Here is a 17265-nt window from a genome sequence, read left to right on the forward strand (position 1 = left end):
CCGGTCAGGATGCCGGCGGCGTTGGGCGGTGCTGATGCTGCAGGCCCATCAGGAAGGTGCGCAGCACCTGGTCCTTACACTCGCGGTAGTTCTTGTGGCTGGGTTTGCGAAAGAACGCGCTCAGCTCGTGGGAACTCAGCGGCAGCCCTTCACTCTTGAACAGCGCCAGAATGTCCTCGGCCTGCAGGTTCAAAGCGATGCGCAGCTTCTGAAATACCTGATTATTGGTGAGTTTGGACTCCGGTGTCGGTGCCGGGCCTTCAAGCTTGCCGCGCTTGTAGCTGATGAAGCCGTTCAGAAACCCCGCCAGATCCTTGTCTCGCATTGATTTGAAGGCCTCGTCGTCATCCTTTTTGAGCCAGGCAGTGACCTGCTCCTGGGACACCTCGACGTCAGCCAGCTTGAAAATGGTGACGATGGCGGTGTCCTTCAAATCGAAGGCGTAGCGTAGGCGGCGGAAAATATCGTTATTGGTCAAGATTGAATCCTAACGGGGGGTCAGCGTGGTTAAAAGCGCGTCGATCTCGGCTTTTAGCTCGTCATCTTCGATGTGCGCGGCGCTGGCCTTGGCCTGGCGCAGGCTCTTGAGAGCGGCATCCGACTCATCGAGTTCCACCTGAAGCGTCGCCATGGAGTAGCCGATCGAGGCGACATAGTCCGGCAAGGGCCGGGCCGCGGCTTTATCCAGCGCTTTCTGGTAAAGCGCCAGTGCCTCATCCGACTCCTCGGTGAAGTCCGCCAGCGTCTCCCACTGCTCCGGGTGATCCTTTTCAGTGTACTCGTTGTCGATACAGAGCGCCTCGAGCTCGCCATAAAGCGCCTCGAAGCTCTCACGGTCCTCGTGGTGAGCGGCCTTCATCAGCTTCTCGGCCAGCTCATAAACCGCCTTATGGATTTTGGTGTTGATCACAGCACTACCTTGAAAATCGAATGAATGGACGCGGCTGTCTTACCGGGCGGCCTTTTCACCATTGTAACGCGCGTGGCCGCTGCGAGCTTTGCTATTTATAGTCTCACGCGTTAATGAGCGGGTCGGATAAATGCTCGGCGGGCTTCTTCGATATGAGGACGTAAAAAACACGTCTCGGCGTGATCGTTGATCATCCCCATCGCCTGCATGAAGGCGAACACCGTAGTCGGCCCCACGAATTTCCAGCCCCGCTTCTTGAGATCTTTCGAGAGTGCTACGGAGGTTGGCGAGGTCGAGACGCTCTGCGGCACGGCCACTTCATCGGCCTCGGGCTCGAAGCGCCAAAAGTACGCCGCGAGCGAGCCCTCCTGCTCGATCATCTCAACCGCGCGCCGGGCGTTATTGATCACCGCCTCGATCTTGCCGCGATGGCGAACGATACCGGCGTTCTGGAGCAGGCGCTCGACGTCACGTTCATCGAAAGCCGCCACCTTGTAGAAATCGAACCCGGCAAAGGCCGCGCGAAAATGCTCGCGCTTGGTCAGAATCGTGCGCCAGCTCAGCCCCGCCTGAAACCCTTCCAGGCTGATCTTCTCGAACAGGCGCTGATCATCGGCGACCGGAAAGCCCCACTCGCGGTCGTGATAAGGCTCGAGCTCGCCGGGTGACACCGCGCACCAAGCGCAGCGGCGTTTTCCGTCCAGGCTTTGAGTAGTCTTGTCCATCAACTCGGCATCCGATCAGTCAAAACGAGTGAGCAGCTTAAAAGTGGCGGCTTGATGTGTTGTGCTTTGGCGTGCACGACGGCCTCACAGTAGCCTATAAGCAGGTGAAAAAACCTTGAAGACCCGTAAGCGATCAGCGCTACGATGCAAGTCCACTCTCTGTCATGTTTCCTTTACTAGAGCACCACTGTTCCCGCGTCTGACGATACATTCGCAACGTGCAGCCGTGATATTCCTGAATCTCGAAATGATCGAATCCTGCTTTCGCGGCGACCTTTTGCGAGGCCGTATGTTCTGGCTCGATCAGGGCAACGACTGAGGGCAGCGACTTCTCGTTGAACGCTTGATCGAGCACTGCCTTTACCGCCTCGGGAGCAAAGCCCTGATTCCAGTAGCGCGCGGCCAGCCGGTATCCCAGCATGATCTCTTCAACGCCACCGATTTCTTCAGGGCTGACGCCGCAAAAACCGATCAGCAGGTTAGTATCCTTCTCCACCAGCGCCATTGGGCCCATTCCGTGGGCTGCATAGCACGTACAGCACCACTCGATGAATTGGCGTGTGGCCACTTCATCGAGCACACCGCGCATGGAATATTTCATGACCTCTGGGTCACCCAGAATTGAAGTGAGAGCCGACAAATCATTTAGAGAAAGCGGACGAAGCCGCAGCCTGTGAGTTTCAAGGTAGCGCATCCCTTTTCCTCGTATCGCTTGCGATGTTGATAAGCTATTGCTTATTAAGTTATCACATAGCGGCACGCCATTTGACAGAGCCTGGCGGGGCCACAATGATGCCACTCGCAGAGTGAGAACATCTGGTGTCAATCGAGTACACGATATAGTCTCAACGCATCCAGGTGCTGCAGGCCATTTTCGATGATCGGTTCGGAATAATTTTCCAGGAAATGATTTTTCAAGACTCGATCGACTCTGAACCCGTGGCGCTGATAATAGGTCAGTTGATAGCCGAACGCCCCGGTATTGAGTTCTACCCGCTGCATGTTCCTGGCTTTAAGCTCACCTAGCGTATAGCTCAGCAAGCCAGAGCCTATCCCCTGCTTCTGAAACGGCGGGCATACCGCGATATTGACAATTTCGGCGGTCTTCACGCCGATCGGTTTAACGATACATGCGCCAATCGTTTCACCGGCGCTGTGCACAGCGAAGCACCACGCGTTCTTCCGATAGGATGCAATGCTGCGCTCGGAGGGATCCGCTTCAAGTAAAAGCGGAAGGGGAACCTCGCCGGCGCACACCTCTTTGTAGTCCACGTTCACCTCGAACGAAATGCGCCAAGTGATTGTGCGGCAGTCTTGATTAGCGCCCGGCGTACTGCAGAATCTCGTAGGAGTAGGCGTATTGGAAGGTGCCGGTCAGATCAATACAAGAAAGGTCTTCGCGTAGTTCGGACACAATGGCGTTCAGGTCCCTGCCCTTTCGAACGGCGTCTTCAATATTCGACTGCGTGGTGAGATACCCCACCAGAGAGTCGAGCGAGAATGTTATCGGCAGCCAGCCCTTTTCGCTTGCAAGAGTGCAGAGTTCGGGGTCGTCGGTGAGCTTCATGTTTTCGTAGCGCGTACGTGGCGGTGATGGATATCGTGTCAGATAGTCGTTACGAAACCATTCATTGAACAGGTGCGATGTCGCATGCCCCAAAAATGAGAAATTGTAAACGATCCAGACAGCACCAGGCTGGGACGCAGCTTTATAAACAGCCACCGCTTGTGCAACGTCGAACCAATGAAAGGCCATGCACGTGGAGATAAGGTCAAAACGGCCCAGCTCGGCAAGCGCGGTGTAATCCGCTTTTCTGACCGCAAGACCACGCTCTTGTGCAATGTTCAACATTTCGCTCGATGAATCGATACCGACGACATCCCGGGCTATATCCAGCAGGGGAATGGTAGAGTCGCCTGTACCGCACGCGACATCCACCGCTCGTTCAAAACGCTCGACAGGTAGATGACGCTTCATGATCTGAAAAAGTGCCTGATGGGCTTTCGGACGATATCGATCATATCGCTGCCCAACGCCTTTATCGGCGAAATACCCGGTCATTTCGGCTTCCCTAAACAACGGCTTTTCAACCTGGTGTCATTTTCAGCATCTATTTAAATAATTAAATCTGCATGGCCCAAGAGAACAAGCCTTTTTTTGCCCTCGACGCGTTCTCTCGCCCACTCTCAAAATCTTCCCTACAAGGATAAAAACAGAGCATTGACACTTTGATGAATACGTATTTTCCCAATAGGGATAAAAAAGCTATACTAGCGCTTATCCGATTCAATTTTTCCTTATAAGGAAAAAAAAGCCTATGAGTACTTCTCGGATTCCCGCCATCGCTACGCCATTGACCGTTACCCGCCCAGAAGACCTGGGCCAGCTCATCCGCCAAACGCGCAAACGCCAAGCGCTGACCCTTGAAACCTTGGCCGGGCTTTGTGGCGTGAGCATACGCTTTCTCAGCGAGTTGGAAAACGGCCGAGCCTCCTGCGGTTTGGGGAGGGTTCTGCTGGTACTGGAAACGCTGGGAATCGAGCTTTCGGCACAGCCTACGGATATCGATACATGATGCCTGATCACTTGAACGTTTGGTCCGGCCGAAAACGGGTTGGCGCGCTGTGGCGCGGCGATGATGGTCGTTTAATGGGATTCGAATACGATGCTCAATGGCAAGTCAACGGGCACGCCATCTCCAATAGCTTGCCCCTTGATCAACGCCTCTGGCCGCCCGAGACGCTGACGGCCCACCACTGGTTCGGCAACCTGCTTCCCGAAGAGCAGGCACGGGCCGCGTTGATCCGCCAGCTGGGCATTCCCGATGACGATTTTGCGCTACTGGCCGCGATCGGCGGTGATTGCGCCGGCGCGCTTTTGGTTCTGCCGCCTCACCTCACCCCTGAAGCGCTAGAGACACAGTCAGCAAGCGTGCCTCTTTCACCCACCGATCTAAACGAATGGGCGGGCTTCAATCAGCGCTACGCGCTTTTTCATCCATCTCCAGGCAGTGTTCAGCCGCGCCTGTCACTGGCCGGTGCGCAGGATAAGATACCGGTCATCTGGCAAAACGAACGTTTTCACTTACCTCAGGGATTGTCGTCTTCGTCCCACATCGTCAAATTCGCGGTCGAGGGGCGCGACCTGATCATTTATAACGAGCTGTATCTCAATACGCTCGCAAGCCTGGTAGGTCTGCCCTGCCCGGCCACGTTCGTACGCCATACGGGAAAACACGCGCTGCTGATCGTCGAACGCTTTGATCGCAGCAACGTAAACGGGCAGCACGTGCGAATACATCAGGAAGACTTATGCCAAGCCCTGGGCCTTGCCCGTACACATAAATACCAGGAGCACGGCGGGCCGCACTTTAGCGAGTGCATACAGCGCATCAGAGAAGTCTGCAAACCGCCGGCCCCAGCGCTTACGCAGCTGCTTCGCTGGCAAATTTTCAACGCGCTCGTCGGCAATAGCGATGGACACGCAAAGAACGTGTCCCTACTTCAGGATGAGAAAGGCAAGTGGCACATGGCACCGGCCTACGACCTGGTCGGAACGGTGGTACTAGGGTTCGATCCACATCTCGCCTTTTCCATCGGCGAACAAACCAACGCTTGGCAGCTTTTGCCACGGGACTGGCAGACGCTGGCCGCGCAAAGTCGCATGAGCTATCCCTTTATCAAGCGCGAAATCGAGCGGCTGCGTCAACGTCTTCTGGCATGCAGCAATTCAAACGAGCTCAAGAGCCGCTTGTTGACAGCCGGCCTGCCCGAAAAAGCCTGGATGCGTCTTCAGCAGCAGCGCCAGCATATCGCTAAACAGTGCCGGAAGGCCGAGCGCTGGTGAACATTTAGCGCATCGATGTATTTGAGCACCCGGCCACGTTGAGCCAGAAAAACCCACTAGACTTGGCCAACACGCTCCGCTTTCGATGACGACACCAGGGATGGTCATGGCCGCTTATTTTCACCCTCTCCGCACACTTCGTGTACTTCGCTTCCCCGCCACAATACTGCTGCTGGGTATGATGCTGCTGAGCGCCTTCACCTACGCCAGCGACGATGCTACCGCCCCGGTAGAGCCGAGTGGCGAATCGCCAGCAGGACAAATCGAAACCACGCCTTCGCCGCAAAAGGATGCGGAGATCGCTCAGCGCATTGGCGGCATCTTTTCCGAAATCGAGGGGCTCTCGGCGGTCGAGGTCAGCGTGACCCAGGGGATCGTGACGCTGGCCGGGGAAACGGCCAACGAGCGCAAGGCGCAGCAGGCGGTGGGGCTGGCCAATCGGCTGACCGACGTGGTCATGGTGGATGATCAGATCGACCGCACGCTGGATGTTCAGGACAACGTTGCAACTGCTTACCAAGGGCTACGCGCCAAGAGCCAGAGCCTTTTGCGCGCGCTGCCGCTGATCGTGGTGGGCTTTCTGATTTTTGGCGTAGTGGCCTGGTTCGGGGCGTGGCTCTCGAATCGCACGCATCTTTGGCAGCGAGTCACGCCCAACCCCTTCGTCGCAGAGCTGTTGGGGCAAACGATCAAGGTCGTGTTCATCGTACTGGGGCTGATCATGGCGTTGAGTCTGGTGGGCGCCGAGACCATCATCGGCACCCTTCTGGGGGGTGCCGGGGTGATCGGCATCGCGATCGGCTTTGCGGTCAAGGACACCATCGAGAACTACATCGCCTCACTCATGCTCAGCATCCGCCAGCCCTTTCAGGCCCGCGATCACGTGGTCATCAACGACCGTGAAGGCATCGTGGTGCGCCTGACCTCGCGCGCGACCATTCTGATGACGCTGGAAGGCAACCAGCTGCGCATTCCCAACGCCGACGTGTTCAAGGGCATCATCCTCAACTACACCCAAAACCCGGAGCGCCGCTTCGATTTCGAGCTGGGCGTGGATGCCAACGACGACCCGCTGGCCGCCATCAAGGTGGGCCTCGATGCTCTGAACGGGCTGCCCTTCGTGCTGGGCGAACCCAAGGCCGTGGGGGTCATCACCAACGTGGGGGATTCCAACATCGTGCTGGAGTTTCAGGGCTGGGTGAACCAGTCCACCACGGATTTCGGCAAGGCGCGCAGCATCGCTATCCGCGAAACCAAGCACGCGTTGGAGCATCACGGCTTCACCCTGCCCGAGCCGATCTATCGGCTCAGCTTTCGCCCGGAGCTTGAGGAGTCGCTGATGCGTATTCAAAGCGGGAAGCTCGCCGAGCGCGATTCGGCCTTACCAGCAGCGACCGAACCGGAGCTCGATAGCGCCGCAGACAAGGAGAAACAGCAGGCGAAAGCGCGCGCTCAGCAAATACTCAAAGGCGAACAGACCGACGGCGTGTTCGACGCGCGGCCCGACGAGAAGCTAATGAAAAAGGTAGAAGAAGAGATCGCGCAGACCTCCAGTGAAACGGATCTGTTGAGCAAACGGCCGGCGAAGGAGTAGCGTTATCGAGTACAGCAAGGCACTGCTCGACGTTTTATCGTTTAATATCGAGAAACCGAGAAATGATAACGCCCCCATCGAAACGAACGCGCTCGAAGGACAATGCATGAAGATCGATAAAACCCTGCTCGCCCTTTTAACCCTCATACCCGCCGTGGCCCTCGCCCAGGACGAACCCGCCGGCTCGCAGTGGCAAACCGAAGAGCATCACGACGAGGAGCTGGATCTCCACTTCGTCGTGCTCAAGACCCACGCGACCGGACTTGCCTACCCGACGGTGGTGTTTCGCTGCTTCGAGGACACGACCGTGGCCTACTTCAACCTGTTCGATCAGGACGAAAGCGAGGCCTACGAGTACGAAAGCGTCACGGTAGCGCTCGATGACGCCGACCCCGAGCCGGTCGACATGGCGCCGATCGACGACGGCCACGCGCTGGGCTTCTGGCAGGGCGACGAGGCCATCCCGTTCATCGAAAGCCTGTTCGGTACGCAAACGCTGAGCCTGAACGCGACGCCGGTCGAGGGCGACCCCATCGAGCTTGCGTTCAACATCGAAGGTATCGAAGAGCGCATCGAATCGGTGCGGGATTCGTGCGGCTGGTAGCGGTTGAGTAACCCTTTAGGCGATGGCGTTGAGCGCGGTTTCGAGCGCTGACAGCGGATACGTCACGCCTTCAACGACGGCGATGGCCTCAAACGGGGCCACCTCGACAACGTACTCGCGGTCGCCTTCGGGAAAGCGCGCCAGCGTCAGGATGATTCGCCCCGGGCGCTCGTTGACGCGGCGCAGATCCCAAAGGCCGCTCGTGAGATCGAGCACCACATAGCCGGTGGCGCGCTCCCGAATGACCGGCGAATAGACCCAAAGCGACATGCGCGGCTCGAAAGCGACGGTCGTGATTTCGTACTGCCCGTCGAGCAAGTAGTGCGGTGTTTCCATTCTGCCCCCTACCCTTCGTCACGCGTGGGAAAGCTTGAGCCCCACCAGCCCCGCCACGATCAGCGTCAAACTCACCAGCTTGAGTACGCCCACGGATTCACCAAACAGCACGATGCCCAAAACCGCGGTACCCACCGCCCCGACGCCCACCCAAATGGCGTAAGCGGTGCCGACGGGCAGGCTCTTGAGCGCGAGGCCCAGCAGTAGAAAACTCGCGGCCAGCGAGAATACCGTCCATGCGGTCGGCCAGAGTTTCGTAAAGCCTTCGGAGTACTTGAGCCCGATGGCCCAGCCGATTTCCAGAAGACCCGCGATAAACAGAATGACCCAGCTCATCTATTCCTCTTGGCCTGTTACTCGATCAATGTTCCACTGATGGATACTCAGCGTGTTCATGCCCAACGGCGCAATTATCACACGGCGGCACCCGTCATTTAGAACCACGAGGCTCGGTCGACATTGGCGAGCGCCTTTAAAGCCATCACAAGGCGATAAATCGGCACCGTAACAAGCTCTGCGCTATACTGCGCCACTTTTCTTTTCGACCCCATCCAAGACGATCCGTCAGAGCCCCTCATGCCCTTTGCAAAACTCGGCTTATCCAGTCCTCTGGTTCAAGCGATTACCGAACTTGGCTACACAACGCCCACGCCCATCCAGGAACAAGCGATTCCTGTCATTCTCTCGGGCAAGGACCTGGTGGCCACCGCCCAGACCGGCACGGGCAAAACCGCGGCCTTCGTTCTGCCGCTGCTCGAACGCTTCAGCACCGCAGGCGAACTACGCGCCAAACGCATTCGCGCGCTGATTCTGGTGCCGACTCGGGAGCTGGCGGTTCAGGTCGAGGCAAGCGTAGCGCAATACGCCAAGCATTTGCCCCTGACCTCCATGGCCGCATACGGCGGCGTGGATACTGCGCCGCAAAAAGAGCGTTTGATCGAAGGGGTCGATATTCTTGTCGCCACGCCGGGCAGGCTGCTGGACCTCGCGCACCAGCGGGCGGTGCACTTCGATGAACTCGAGGCCATGGTGCTGGACGAAGCGGACCGAATGGTCGACATGGGCTTTGTCGATGACATTCACAAGATCATCGTGCGCCTGCCGGAAAAGCGTCAGAACCTGCTGTTCACGGCCACCATGACCAACGAGGTTCGCGCGCTGGCATCAAACTTTTCCAACAGCAAGAAGACCGAGCTGGCGGCGGACATCTCCATTACCCCGAACGTGCGCGCCGCCGCCAGCATCGAGCAGTGGCTCATCACGGTCGATAAGGACACCAAGTCGGCGCTGTTGAGCCACTTGATCACCGAGAATGCGTGGGATCAGGCGCTGATTTTCGTCGAGAAAAAACACAGCGCGGCCAAGCTGGTGGCCCAGCTCGAAAAGCGCGGCATCAAGGCGGACTCCATCCACGGCGGCCGAAGCCAGGCGATGCGCGAAACGGTGTTGGGTCAGTTCAAATCCGGCGAGCTGAAGTATCTGGTCGCTACGGGGGTTGCCGCGCGGGGGCTGGATATTGGCGAACTGAGCCGCGTGGTGAACTACGATTTACCCTTTCCGGCAGAAGAGTACATTCACCGTATTGGCCGAACCGGCCGTGCGGGGGCCACGGGTGAAGCCATCTCCCTGGTCGACATCAGTGACTTCAAGAACCTTTGCGCCATTGAAAAGCGGCTGAACAGCCTCATCGAGCGCCGGGAAGTTGAGGGCTTCCCGGTCAAGAAAGCGGTGCCCGTTTCACACCTGAATCACGGTAAAAAAGCCAAGCGCTAGCACGACGCCAGAAGCTCACGCCTTGAACGAATCAAAGGGTGAGTTTCGCGACGACCGCTTTGGCGATCAGGCCCCAGCACAGCCGCCCAGGAGTAAACGCTGAGCCCTCAACGTTTACTCTCACCTTTAAGCGGGTGAAAACGCGTTCAGCAGCTCGGCATTAGTCGGGTATTTATGCAATAACTCACATAACTTTTGAGCGCCTTCGGCGGGTTTGAGCGGGGTCAAAGCGCGACGCAGTGTGCGCACCTTTTCGATATCTTTTGCATCGATCAAAAGCTCTTCCCGGCGGGTGCTGCTTTTGGCGATATCGATGGCCGGGAAGATCCGCTGGTTGGCCACGTCGCGTGACAGCACGATCTCCATATTGCCCGTGCCCTTGAACTCCTCGAAAATCACCTGATCCATACGGCTGCCCGTATCCACCAGCACGGTGGCGAGAATGGTGAGCGACCCACCGTTTTCGATCTTTCGCGCCGCACCAAACAGCTTGCGCGGTATTTCCATCGCCCGGCTATCCAGCCCGCCGGACATGGTGCGGCCATTGCCCCGCTGCTCGGCGTTATGCACACGCGAAAGCCGCGTCAATGAGTCGATCACGATCATCACATCGTGCCCTTCGCCGGCCTGCCGACGCGCCGTTGCCAAGAGCTTATCGGCCATTTGCACGTGGTGGGTGTAGCTTTCGTCTGATGACGACGCGTGTACCTCTGCCGATACGCTGCGCCTGAAGTCCGTCACTTCTTCCGGGCGCTCATCGATCAGCAAGGCATACAGTTTGATATCCGGGTGCGCCTCGGCCACGGCCTGGCAGATGTGTTTGAGCAGTGTCGTTTTGCCGGAACCGGGCGGTGCCACGATCAACCCGCGTTGGCCCATCCCGATAGGCGTGATCAAATCCATCGCCCGCACGCTGCGCTCGGTGGAGCCGGCTTCCAGCCCAATGCGTGGGCACGGATGAATCGCAACGCCATTTAGAAAGCGTTTTTCGGGATCATCCAGGAATTGATCTTCAACGACGTCGGCGGGTTTGGCCTCTTGCTGCCGTTTGACCTTCAAGCCTAATGTTTTTCTCGTCATAAGATCGATGGAGCGCCTTGGGTAAGCTGGGTGCATAGAGTAATGGCTGGGCTTTGAAAATGATATTAAGCCCGAGCAGCACTGCTTCAGCCATTTTCAGTAGACTGGGGCAAATCATCGGCAATCTCGTACCACGGCGCCTTGTTACCCACGAATACATGGCGGTTTGGGCGCACACCGGGATCAACGTCGAGAGTGCCAAGGGGAAGCGCGTAAACCTCCGGCTTTGCCAAAAACCGGGTATGAATGCTGGAGCCACAGGTCGAGCAGAATACCTTGAACTCCCCCGGCGATGACTCGTAGGTTTTAAGCAGCTCTTCGCCTTTGACGGTTCGCCAATGTTCGGCCTGCACCTTGGCACAGGTTCGAAACGCCGCCGCGTGGAGTTTGCGGCACATTGAGCAGTGGCAGTGGTAAACGTCGGTAAGGGGGCCGGTTATTTCGTATTGGACGCCGCCGCAAAGGCAGCTGCCTGATAGGGTCATTTTTTGGCTCGCTATTTGATAAAGCTGCTAGCCTGCGCGGCTACGGAATGGAAACGAAGCTGCAATGTAGTAGACGTAGCCGTGACTGGCCTTATTAGGGCTAGTGCGATACAGTTGTACGGAGTTTCCGTACGTAATGGTGGAGTCATGGATATCATCAGTGTAAACAAATTTAGAGACAACCTGAAAAGCCTTGTAGAGCAGGTTGTTAACAACCATGAACCCCTCAAGGTGACACGTCGCGCCGGAGAGGCTTTCGTCATCATGAGTGCTGAAGACTGGGAAAGAGAACAGGAAACCCTGCATGTGCTCCAGAACCGGGACCTGATGCAGCAAATTGCGACCTCTCTCGAGACTCACAGCCGTGGCCAAGGATACACACCCAATGATGAGCAGATGAATGAGATCACTGGTATTTGAGGGCAGCACCTGGGAAGCCTATGAAAAGATGCGAGAGAAAGACAAGAAGCTGCACAAAGCGCTCTGCAAATTGCTGAAAGAAATGCTCCGCTCCGACGACCCCTCCACTGGAATAGGCAAACCTGAACCGCTGAAACACAATCTATCAGGCCTATGGTCACGGCGCATCTCACAGAAAGACAGACTTATATACCGATTCGACGACACCTCTATATACGTTTTTGCTATTGGTGGGCATTATGATCATGCACTAGCGCCTGTAGCTGCGACAAATTTCGAGCGAAGCGAGTAATTTGTCCGACAGCCTACATTTGTTAGGGCTGCATTATTGGTATGTTGTTTTAATGCCAAGATATTTACCGATATTAGATATTGATTTTGAATTTTCTAGCGCAAAATTTGTTTTCTTAGCATTGTAAGAAATGCTGTTCTCAAACTCTCTAGCGGATTCGCTCATGCCATATGAAAGCAGATTGAAACTCTGGGCTGATAGTATGATGTTTTCTTTGGATGGTATGCCAAATAAGAGTCGCGCAAGCCAGTAACAAGAAATTATCGAGGATTTTGATAAGATTTCTGCGGCATGATCTTTGAGTTTATTAGATATTTCCATGTCGCAGGTCGCGTTAGTGAGTGCAGCTTGATGCCTTAGTAAGGTGCTACCTGCCAATGAGATAGAGATCTTAAGCTGCTGAGATGGCTCAATAACTAGTTTTAATAAAACCTGCGTAAATGAAAATATCAAAACAGCACTTAAGATCGTTAATGTAAAACTTATCATGAATTCTTCACCGATTTACCCTAACGCCGCAGCACGCGCGACTTTGTAGTGAAGGCGCAGCCGCAACGAAAAAGCCGTCGCTGTGCCTGCGATTGTTAGATTTTTTCCGCGGCAAGCAGCTTCTCAATATTGGCCACAAGGACGCGAATCTCAAGAATTCGTTTAAATGTTTTCTGATATTCAATCTGATTAAGCCTGCCGTGTTGGTTATAATCACCTGCGTGCACAATCTTATGCCTTCTTTCTACTAGCTTTTCTATAGAACCAAGCAACCTTTTCCTTTTGCTTAAATCTTGAGCCGATAAAGTCACTGGCTTCTCGAACCCTATACACCTATAGAGTTTGTCTACTATTTTGAAGTTTTGTGTAACAAATGTTGAAAGATGTCTTCGCACCAAATTTGACATGACTCTTTTCGGCCTTTTGTTGTCAAACATCTCAATGGATTTTTCAAGTGTCATGCCGGAATTTGAAAGAAGCTCTTTGAGTCCTTTATTCAGGCCTTCCTTCTTGATATAAGGCACCAGCGCCTCGCAAAACCTATCCGTAAAATATGCATCCATTGCTGCAACTGACAAAACAACTCCTGCGCGAAACAGATCATCGTCTGATTCATCCCATGCTGCGCCACCTGCCTTCCAAGCTTCCCAGTGCCGCTTAATCATTCCGACGGCTCGGTTATGGCATTTTATGAACTTTTTAGCTGAGTTACTTTGTTTCATAGAAATTAACGACCTGCGCAGCGGACTAATTGAAGCGACGAAGGAGCAGAAATTTGATCCGCCTGCCGCCTTTTGTTATGTGCTGACTTGCTATGGCACATCGAACAATATCCGCCAATCTTCATCTGGATCGAAGGAATCTTCATTCTCATCGTCAGCACACCATGAACCAAAGAAATCTTCGACATGCCCTTCTGACATGATATGAAGGATATTCGTTGGGCGGGGATGCTTACGTGCCAGATACTCTAATCGATACCAATCTTCCTTATCGTGAAAGTGGACACCCTCCATTTCGATATCCGTCACCTGCGAAAGGACTTTTTCTTGAAGCTCAAAGGATTCCGTTACGTTTTTCTCAATCGACGCTTCAAGCAGTTCAGATTGCAGTTGGGCAACTTCCAGAAAACAACGAGAATATTCATAAATATCGAAATTCGGCCTTGGAAAACGGTCTCCACTAGAAGGCGCTCTGTACGAAATCAGTTCCCTGAAGGCTTTGAGGTGGAGAACGGCCTGTTTTACACGTCCAGATAGGTCGCGATTGAATTGGCTGATCTCGTCACATGCAACATTTATTGTCTTTGAATGCGTCATCATTAGGAGCTCGCCATCATTCCAAGCAGCATTAGGGCTCGTAAACGCAATGGCACGAAGTGAATGCATGACAGTGTAGTAGCTGAGATATGATGTTACTGCGCGTAGATTATGTTCTTCTGCATATCTCAAACTTTGCGCCATCACTGAAGCAGCCAAAACCATTTTTGCCGAAAAATAGGCTCTGACCGTCCACTCAGAATTGAGATCTGCATTCCAACTCTTGGTTATTGGGGCAAATTGCTGCATTAATTTTTGTGCTCTTCGAAAAACGATCTTTTCTTCGAAGAGCCCCGGGATCTGATGGAAGTCGTACCACCATTCGCGGCCAGCATACTGCATTTTTCCGCCTAATGTTTTTCTAACTTGGATGTGGCTCATCTTATATATTCCAAAGGCACATAACGCCGCCAGCACGCGCGGCTTTGTAGTGGAGGCGAAACCGCAACGAAAAAGCGGTCGCTGTGCTTGGTCTGGTTAGCGCAATCACTCGGTTTCGCCTACCGATCCAAAAGCAGCTTCGTTAATGGATAGTATGCCCGATAGAATCCCTGTGCTATTTCCAAATCCTGCGAAAGCCATCGTCTTCTCCTCACCTCAGGCACACCATTTTTTCCCTTGAGCCAAGTGAAAACACCCGCCAGAACGGAGCTATATTGGTCAATCATTCTGTCGACCATGCTAAGCTGTGGCGATGGTCGACCAAGCTTTTGAATAGCTCTATCTTCAATTTCGTAAAGCGATGCTTCCAGCCGCTTTAGCTTTTTGTCAGGCAACCTAAGATCTTTCGTCAAGGAGTTGATCAACTCTGAATAGATTGAATCAAGCTCTAACCAGACTCTCTCAGCTTTTGAGATGAACGAGTTATCATCTTCTTCCACCACAAATGACTCGGGCAACTCTTCGAGTGACGATTTGCCATGAAACTGAAATCGCATCCAGTGTACGGCTTTAGGCTAATTAACTTGTTCCTTGAGTGCATCTGTTGCAGTGTGATTATCTTCAAGCCAAGAAACGTGGGCAATAGCGTTATTATCTCGATTGTCTTTCAAGCTGCGGTATACATGAATTGTTGCCCTCAACGGGGTGCGACGCCCCCTTCTTTCTCTTGAAGCTGACCCGCAATATGGTTGAGCGTGGTCCAAAAGTGAGCCGGGCGCCAAGGCCCTTTCCACAAAACTCGTATGTTCTTCAGCCACACCTTGGCCTGAGGAGGGACAAAGGGAGTATTTGTAGAAATAACCTCGTAGTGATTTCTCGCAATCACGTTCTCGGAAAAGCCCGCAAGCTGAAACGCATGAAGCGAATAAAATTCGGCTATTTCCGTCTTCAACAGTGAAGGCAAGTCATCTGTTCGAGGAACCGTTATCGTTATCTTCTGTTGCTTAAGTTCTGCAAGTCCCGCTGGGGCTACATCCCCTATAAGTTTATCTACGGCGCGGGCAAAAAACTGTGGCTCATTGCCGACCAGCTCCACAGCGACAACAAAAACGGGGATTGGGATCGCCGCCCATCTACGCAGGTGATCAAGGTCAATTCGCCTCTTAACAATGACGTCATTTGAGACAAGTGCGACTTCGGCTTCATGCCCCTTTATTTGAAGCAAACCTATTCTCGGACCACTTCCGATATCAGCTTGACCAATATAGCCCTCAAGCTCGACGAGCAAATCCTCACCTCTGTCATGCTCATACTTAGAGCAGAAAAGCTCAGCATCAAGCAAGACATCACTGACTTTTGTTTCAGCTCGCTCCCCGGTAAGTTGCGAGCGGTTGCCGCCTTTCCTATCGCTCAAGGCCACCTCTCAAAATTAAAAATCCATGACCGCATGAAGCTTTAACAGTGATTATATAGACGGCTGCATGACATCAATAAACGCGCCAGCACATTCATTGATGTTATACAGCTGTCAAAAATAATCGTAACCGGCTGTTTTGTATATTTTCTCAAAAATCCTGGGCAGCACATTTATTATTCGCGTGCCCGATCGTTTTGCCTGTTCCAATCATACTCTATTCACAAATTTATATTAGGTCACGTGGTAATTTAGTGACATCGGTCAGCAATAGGTCGTAGGTCTGGGGGAAATGCAGGTGAGAGATGTTTCGGGTGAGGGAATGAGCTTGGGCCAATTTTATGGCGAGAAGTGAGAGTTGCGGCAGTATCGGGGCAGCTGGCGCTGCCCTTCGCGCGCTGAAGCGTGCTCCTACCAGTGCTCTACACTGTTGTGGCTCATTAGGAGCATTGGCACTTGCAGGCCCCGTTGGCCTGCAAGTATTTCTCAGGCCGGCTTAGTCTTTAAGCACGTACCTCAGCGTCTCAACGACCTGCTCAGTAGTCGTACACCAAGCCTGCGCCCCCGCATCCACTTCCTTGAGCGGGTGGACGATGTCTTCGGCGTGCAGAGTGATGTAGGGCTTGGCGAGTGCGGAGCAATAGCCCGCATCAAACGCGGCGTTCCACTGCTTGTACTTGTCACCAAAGCGCACGACGACCAGATCGCTTTGCTCGATCAGCGTGCGGGTGCGGATGGCGTTGACCTTGGAGGACTGGTGGTCGCGCCAGAAGCCGCTCTCAGGCTTACCAAAGTGGTCACCGGCGGCGTCACTGGCGTCGTGGTCGGTGACCGGGGCGGTGAAGACGATGTCGAGCCCGACCGCCTCGGCGCCGCGTTGGATCTCGTCGCGCCAGTCGGTGTGAATCTCGCCGGAGAGGTAGACGTAAAAGCTCATGGGGTGCTCCTTGGGGGTCAATGCGTGGTGAGGTGATGGTTGGAAATCGTGAGCGCCGGAAGATTCCGCGCTACTCAAGTTCGCGACGTGAGAAGCGCCCTACTCTGCGCGCCGCGCTTGGTCGATGCGTTCGATCAGCTCATCGACCTGGTGGTTTTCGAGCCGAAGGCGTTTGAACGAAATTTCCGCGAACCCGAACTTGCGGCGGATAGGGAGAAACGCTACTTCGCGGCTTGCGCGGCAACTGGCAGCGGCCTCGCGCAGCGTTAGCGTCACCTTGTCCGGCGAGCTCATGGCGGCGTAGTTCACGTTCATCACGTCCTTAAGCTTGATCGTTTCGTGCCGCTCGCCATAGACGAAAATCAAATGATCCCCGCCGTCGTAAACGCGGTCGGCCAAGCCGGCGAACACCTTTTTGAACATCCGCCAGCCCGCCACCAGCATGATCAACGGTATCAGCAGAAAAAGCGTAAAAGAATCTGCGGTGATCAGCCCGACCAGGAAGATGAAGCCCACCACCGATAGCCATAGAAACGGAAACACTCGGCGGCTGAAAAAGGCCGAGCGCGAAATGACCGGCAGGTTCTGGTACATCGGCGTCGTCCCAACAGCGGCGATTAAAACGTTGGCCATCATTTTATGGAAAAACCTTCCAGATG

General features: G+C 54.3%; 24 protein-coding genes. 7 read left to right on the forward strand and 17 right to left on the reverse strand.

Features of this window, described 5'->3' with window-relative positions:
* Positions 1-4: 4 nt before the first annotated feature.
* From RN346_RS10100 to RN346_RS10125, 6 genes are all read right to left on the reverse strand, one after another.
* The gene (locus tag RN346_RS10100; RefSeq protein WP_311961034.1) at positions 5-478 is read right to left on the reverse strand and encodes a DUF1456 family protein; all 474 of its coding nucleotides are present in this window, start codon (positions 476-478) and stop codon (positions 5-7) included.
* A gap of 9 nt (positions 479-487) precedes the next feature.
* The gene (locus RN346_RS10105) at positions 488-910 is read right to left on the reverse strand and encodes a tetratricopeptide repeat protein (protein ID WP_263586930.1); all 423 of its coding nucleotides are present in this window, start codon (positions 908-910) and stop codon (positions 488-490) included.
* Between the two features lie 110 nt (positions 911-1020).
* Entirely contained in the window at positions 1021-1635 is a 615-nt protein-coding gene (locus tag RN346_RS10110; protein ID WP_311961035.1) for a DNA-3-methyladenine glycosylase I, read from the reverse strand.
* Between the two features lie 139 nt (positions 1636-1774).
* Positions 1775-2329: a GNAT family N-acetyltransferase gene (locus RN346_RS10115; RefSeq protein ID WP_311961036.1), complete on the reverse strand. Its 555-nt coding sequence runs from the start codon at positions 2327-2329 to the stop codon at positions 1775-1777.
* A gap of 128 nt (positions 2330-2457) precedes the next feature.
* Complete coding sequence (locus tag RN346_RS10120; RefSeq protein ID WP_263586927.1) at positions 2458-2907, reverse strand: GNAT family N-acetyltransferase; 450 nt, start codon at positions 2905-2907, stop codon at positions 2458-2460.
* A gap of 46 nt (positions 2908-2953) precedes the next feature.
* Entirely contained in the window at positions 2954-3697 is a 744-nt protein-coding gene (locus RN346_RS10125; RefSeq protein WP_263586926.1) for a class I SAM-dependent methyltransferase, read from the reverse strand.
* Between the two features lie 256 nt (positions 3698-3953).
* Between RN346_RS10125 and RN346_RS10130 the strand changes: the two genes are divergently transcribed.
* From RN346_RS10130 to RN346_RS10145, 4 genes are all read left to right on the forward strand, one after another.
* Complete coding sequence (locus tag RN346_RS10130; protein WP_311961037.1) at positions 3954-4211, forward strand: helix-turn-helix domain-containing protein; 258 nt, start codon at positions 3954-3956, stop codon at positions 4209-4211.
* Entirely contained in the window at positions 4208-5482 is a 1275-nt protein-coding gene (locus RN346_RS10135) for a HipA domain-containing protein (protein ID WP_311961038.1), read from the forward strand. The genes RN346_RS10130 and RN346_RS10135 overlap by 4 nt, the downstream gene beginning before the upstream one ends.
* Before the next feature lie 106 nt (positions 5483-5588).
* The gene (locus tag RN346_RS10140) at positions 5589-7076 is read left to right on the forward strand and encodes a mechanosensitive ion channel family protein (protein WP_311961039.1); all 1488 of its coding nucleotides are present in this window, start codon (positions 5589-5591) and stop codon (positions 7074-7076) included.
* Between the two features lie 106 nt (positions 7077-7182).
* Positions 7183-7680 carry a type VI secretion system-associated protein TagO gene (locus RN346_RS10145; RefSeq protein ID WP_311961040.1) on the forward strand — a complete coding sequence of 166 codons (498 nt, stop codon included), beginning with the start codon at positions 7183-7185 and terminating at the stop codon, positions 7678-7680.
* Positions 7681-7695: 15 nt separating this feature from the next.
* On the opposite strand, the gene RN346_RS10150 is transcribed toward RN346_RS10145, so the two are convergent.
* Both RN346_RS10150 and sugE read right to left on the reverse strand, forming a co-directional pair.
* Positions 7696-8016, reverse strand: coding sequence for a hypothetical protein (locus tag RN346_RS10150; protein WP_311961041.1), 321 nt, complete (start codon positions 8014-8016; stop codon positions 7696-7698).
* A gap of 18 nt (positions 8017-8034) precedes the next feature.
* Positions 8035-8352, reverse strand: a complete 318-nt coding sequence (gene sugE / locus RN346_RS10155) for a quaternary ammonium compound efflux SMR transporter SugE (RefSeq protein WP_311958120.1) — start codon at positions 8350-8352, stop codon at positions 8035-8037.
* Positions 8353-8592: 240 nt separating this feature from the next.
* On the opposite strand from sugE, the gene RN346_RS10160 reads away from it, so the two are divergent.
* On the forward strand, positions 8593-9789 hold the full coding sequence (locus RN346_RS10160) for a DEAD/DEAH box helicase (RefSeq protein WP_311961042.1): 1197 nt from the start codon (positions 8593-8595) through the stop codon (positions 9787-9789).
* Between the two features lie 126 nt (positions 9790-9915).
* On the opposite strand, the gene rho is transcribed toward RN346_RS10160, so the two are convergent.
* Positions 9916-10869 (reverse strand): transcription termination factor Rho, encoded by a 954-nt coding sequence (gene rho / locus RN346_RS10165; protein ID WP_311961043.1) that lies wholly within the window; start codon positions 10867-10869, stop codon positions 9916-9918.
* An 86-nt stretch (positions 10870-10955) separates the two neighbouring features.
* On the reverse strand, positions 10956-11354 hold the full coding sequence (locus RN346_RS10170) for a GFA family protein (RefSeq protein WP_311961044.1): 399 nt from the start codon (positions 11352-11354) through the stop codon (positions 10956-10958).
* A 147-nt stretch (positions 11355-11501) separates the two neighbouring features.
* Between RN346_RS10170 and RN346_RS10175 the strand changes: the two genes are divergently transcribed.
* Together RN346_RS10175 and RN346_RS10180 are read left to right on the forward strand one after the other, a co-directional pair.
* Positions 11502-11774 (forward strand): type II toxin-antitoxin system Phd/YefM family antitoxin, encoded by a 273-nt coding sequence (locus RN346_RS10175; RefSeq protein WP_311961045.1) that lies wholly within the window; start codon positions 11502-11504, stop codon positions 11772-11774.
* Between the two features lie 28 nt (positions 11775-11802).
* Positions 11803-12066 carry a Txe/YoeB family addiction module toxin gene (locus RN346_RS10180; RefSeq protein WP_311962709.1) on the forward strand — a complete coding sequence of 88 codons (264 nt, stop codon included), beginning with the start codon at positions 11803-11805 and terminating at the stop codon, positions 12064-12066.
* Positions 12067-12099: 33 nt separating this feature from the next.
* Here the strand turns inward: RN346_RS10180 and RN346_RS10185 are convergent, their stop codons facing one another.
* From RN346_RS10185 to RN346_RS10215, 7 genes are all read right to left on the reverse strand, one after another.
* Positions 12100-12555: a hypothetical protein gene (locus RN346_RS10185; protein ID WP_311961046.1), complete on the reverse strand. Its 456-nt coding sequence runs from the start codon at positions 12553-12555 to the stop codon at positions 12100-12102.
* 95 nt (positions 12556-12650) lie between these two features.
* Positions 12651-13220 (reverse strand): HEPN domain-containing protein, encoded by a 570-nt coding sequence (locus RN346_RS10190; protein WP_311961047.1) that lies wholly within the window; start codon positions 13218-13220, stop codon positions 12651-12653.
* A 147-nt stretch (positions 13221-13367) separates the two neighbouring features.
* A complete protein-coding gene (locus RN346_RS10195) occupies positions 13368-14255 on the reverse strand; it encodes a hypothetical protein (RefSeq protein ID WP_311961048.1) in 888 nt (295 codons plus the stop codon).
* Positions 14256-14374: 119 nt separating this feature from the next.
* Positions 14375-14758 carry a hypothetical protein gene (locus RN346_RS10200; RefSeq protein ID WP_311961049.1) on the reverse strand — a complete coding sequence of 128 codons (384 nt, stop codon included), beginning with the start codon at positions 14756-14758 and terminating at the stop codon, positions 14375-14377.
* 194 nt (positions 14759-14952) lie between these two features.
* Positions 14953-15669 carry a DUF4365 domain-containing protein gene (locus RN346_RS10205; protein WP_311961050.1) on the reverse strand — a complete coding sequence of 239 codons (717 nt, stop codon included), beginning with the start codon at positions 15667-15669 and terminating at the stop codon, positions 14953-14955.
* 496 nt (positions 15670-16165) lie between these two features.
* Complete coding sequence (locus RN346_RS10210) at positions 16166-16606, reverse strand: YtoQ family protein (RefSeq protein WP_311961051.1); 441 nt, start codon at positions 16604-16606, stop codon at positions 16166-16168.
* Positions 16607-16705: 99 nt separating this feature from the next.
* A complete protein-coding gene (locus RN346_RS10215; protein WP_311961052.1) occupies positions 16706-17239 on the reverse strand; it encodes a hypothetical protein in 534 nt (177 codons plus the stop codon).
* Positions 17240-17265 lie beyond the last annotated feature (26 nt).

The sequence above is a fragment of the Halomonas sp. PAMB 3232 genome, from assembly GCF_031954225.1.
Classification (GTDB): Bacteria; Pseudomonadota; Gammaproteobacteria; order Pseudomonadales; family Halomonadaceae; genus Vreelandella.

What these genes read in the sequence shown, in the direction of transcription:
- RN346_RS10110 (WP_311961035.1), bottom strand. Translation starts at nt 1,635, where the DNA reads ATGGACAAGACTACTCAAAGCCTGGACGGAAAACGCCGCTGCGCTTGG.
- RN346_RS10115 (WP_311961036.1), bottom strand. Translation starts at nt 2,329, where the DNA reads ATGCGCTACCTTGAAACTCACAGGCTGCGGCTTCGTCCGCTTTCTCTA.
- RN346_RS10125 (WP_263586926.1), bottom strand. Translation starts at nt 3,697, where the DNA reads ATGACCGGGTATTTCGCCGATAAAGGCGTTGGGCAGCGATATGATCGA.
- RN346_RS10130 (WP_311961037.1), top strand. Translation starts at nt 3,954, where the DNA reads ATGAGTACTTCTCGGATTCCCGCCATCGCTACGCCATTGACCGTTACC.
- RN346_RS10135 (WP_311961038.1), top strand. Translation starts at nt 4,208, where the DNA reads ATGATGCCTGATCACTTGAACGTTTGGTCCGGCCGAAAACGGGTTGGC.
- RN346_RS10140 (WP_311961039.1), top strand. Translation starts at nt 5,589, where the DNA reads ATGGCCGCTTATTTTCACCCTCTCCGCACACTTCGTGTACTTCGCTTC.
- RN346_RS10145 (WP_311961040.1), top strand. Translation starts at nt 7,183, where the DNA reads ATGAAGATCGATAAAACCCTGCTCGCCCTTTTAACCCTCATACCCGCC.
- RN346_RS10150 (WP_311961041.1), bottom strand. Translation starts at nt 8,016, where the DNA reads ATGGAAACACCGCACTACTTGCTCGACGGGCAGTACGAAATCACGACC.
- sugE (WP_311958120.1), bottom strand. Translation starts at nt 8,352, where the DNA reads ATGAGCTGGGTCATTCTGTTTATCGCGGGTCTTCTGGAAATCGGCTGG.
- RN346_RS10160 (WP_311961042.1), top strand. Translation starts at nt 8,593, where the DNA reads ATGCCCTTTGCAAAACTCGGCTTATCCAGTCCTCTGGTTCAAGCGATT.
- rho (WP_311961043.1), bottom strand. Translation starts at nt 10,869, where the DNA reads ATGACGAGAAAAACATTAGGCTTGAAGGTCAAACGGCAGCAAGAGGCC.
- RN346_RS10170 (WP_311961044.1), bottom strand. Translation starts at nt 11,354, where the DNA reads ATGACCCTATCAGGCAGCTGCCTTTGCGGCGGCGTCCAATACGAAATA.
- RN346_RS10175 (WP_311961045.1), top strand. Translation starts at nt 11,502, where the DNA reads ATGGATATCATCAGTGTAAACAAATTTAGAGACAACCTGAAAAGCCTT.
- RN346_RS10180 (WP_311962709.1), top strand. Translation starts at nt 11,803, where the DNA reads ATGCGAGAGAAAGACAAGAAGCTGCACAAAGCGCTCTGCAAATTGCTG.
- RN346_RS10185 (WP_311961046.1), bottom strand. Translation starts at nt 12,555, where the DNA reads ATGATAAGTTTTACATTAACGATCTTAAGTGCTGTTTTGATATTTTCA.
- RN346_RS10190 (WP_311961047.1), bottom strand. Translation starts at nt 13,220, where the DNA reads ATGATTAAGCGGCACTGGGAAGCTTGGAAGGCAGGTGGCGCAGCATGG.
- RN346_RS10195 (WP_311961048.1), bottom strand. Translation starts at nt 14,255, where the DNA reads ATGAGCCACATCCAAGTTAGAAAAACATTAGGCGGAAAAATGCAGTAT.
- RN346_RS10210 (WP_311961051.1), bottom strand. Translation starts at nt 16,606, where the DNA reads ATGAGCTTTTACGTCTACCTCTCCGGCGAGATTCACACCGACTGGCGC.
- RN346_RS10215 (WP_311961052.1), bottom strand. Translation starts at nt 17,239, where the DNA reads ATGGCCAACGTTTTAATCGCCGCTGTTGGGACGACGCCGATGTACCAG.